The following is a 1,508-nucleotide window of genomic DNA, read 5'->3' on the forward strand; positions in this document are numbered from 1 at the left end:
AACAATGCCAGCACGGCGTGGTTGCGGCGCATATCGCTGCCGGAAGAGGCCAGGTCGCCCAGATACGCGCCCTCGAGATTCAGCGAGAAGCCGCTTCCCGGCGCTTTGCGCGTGGCGGTGACGGTGTCGTATACGCCGACCGCGCAATAGATGGTGTCGAGTTCATGACGGCCGCCCCATTCGGCATGCGACGGGCCCACATGCAGGGTCAGATTCGTTTTCGCCGGGCAGTCCACGCTCACGGCGTTGATGGTGGCCGTTCCGATGGCGGGCGAATCAATGGTGCTCATGACGCGAACACCTCATCCAACGCGCGTGCCAACGCCACGAATTCGTCGATGGTGAGCGTCTCGCCACGACGGGTCGGGTCGATGCCGGCCTTCTCGAACGCTTCGGACGGCACGATTTTCTTCAATGCGGCGTGCAGGGTCTTGCGGCGCTGCCCGAAAGCCGCGTCGATCAAACGGAACACGGTTTCGCGATCCGCCACGGAACCGTCCGCATTGTCCGCGGCGGGGGTGTGACCGCCCGGGTAGCGCTTGAACAGCACCAGCGCGGAATCGACGTTCGGGGCCGGCCAGAACACGTTGCGGCCGATGACGCCCACGCGTTCCGCGGTGCCGTACCATGCGAGCTTCACGCTCGGCGTGCCGTAGATCTTCGAACCGGGCTTCTCGCTCAAACGGTCCGCCACTTCCTTTTGCACCATCACCAGGAAGGTGCCCAGATTGTCGAAACGTTCCAACAGGGTGAGCAGAATCGGCGTGGCCACGTTGTACGGCAGATTGGCCACCAGCGTGAAGGAATCGTCATCCTTGAAATCGGGCAGATTCTCCGGATTGACGGTAAGTGCGTCGCGGTTGACCACACGGAAGCGGTCCACGGCGTCCGGCATGAATTCGGCGATGGTTTTCGGCAGGCGTTCGGCGACCGGCGGGTCGATTTCCACAGCCGTCATCGTGGCGCCGGTTTCCAGAATCGCCAGCGTCAGCGAACCCAGTCCGGGACCGACTTCCAGCACATGGTCATCGGCGGTCACGCCGGCCTCGCGCACGATGCGACGCACGGTTCCCGGATCAATCACGAAATTCTGCCCGAATTTCTTCGTCGGGCTGATACCCGCGTCGGCGGCGATGCGTCGGATGTCGGCCGCCCCCAGCAAATGGCCCTGCGTATGCTCGTTCACGTTTTCCGTCATTCCCTCTTCTGTCATTCCCTCATTATCCGTTCATGCCGGTACGAAAATCGTTGGCGATTAGCCGGATCAGTACCATCCGGTCTGTTCGGAGTGCTGCCACGCCGCGGACGGGCTGCCGTACCGCTGTGCGATGTAGCTCAGACCCCAGTCGATCTGCACGGCGGCATCGTCCTTCCAATTCGCGCCGAACGTGGCCATTTTGCTGCCCGGCAACGCTTGTGGAATACCGTATGCGCCCGAATACACGTTTTCCGCGCTCCAGCTCCATCCGGATTCGCGATTCCAGAGTTTGACCAGATCCGTCCAGTTC

General features: G+C 62.3%; 1 protein-coding gene and 2 pseudogenes. All 3 read right to left on the bottom strand.

The genetic code is table 11. The features are described 5' to 3' along the window. A pseudogene (locus ACR0P8_RS09710) lies at positions 1-290 on the bottom strand (4-(cytidine 5'-diphospho)-2-C-methyl-D-erythritol kinase); the annotation flags it as partial. Next, positions 287-1,198, bottom strand: coding sequence for a 16S rRNA (adenine(1518)-N(6)/adenine(1519)-N(6))-dimethyltransferase RsmA (gene rsmA, locus ACR0P8_RS09715; protein ID WP_432624849.1), 912 nt, complete (start codon positions 1,196-1,198; stop codon positions 287-289). The pseudogene ACR0P8_RS09710 and the gene rsmA, both read right to left, overlap by 4 nt. A 66-nt stretch (positions 1,199-1,264) precedes the next feature. Then, a pseudogene (locus tag ACR0P8_RS09720) lies at positions 1,265-1,508 on the bottom strand (G5 domain-containing protein); the annotation flags it as partial.

Origin of the sequence: Bifidobacterium sp. (genome assembly GCF_050874245.1) — a bacterium.
Taxonomy (GTDB): Bacteria; Actinomycetota; Actinomycetes; order Actinomycetales; family Bifidobacteriaceae; genus Bifidobacterium.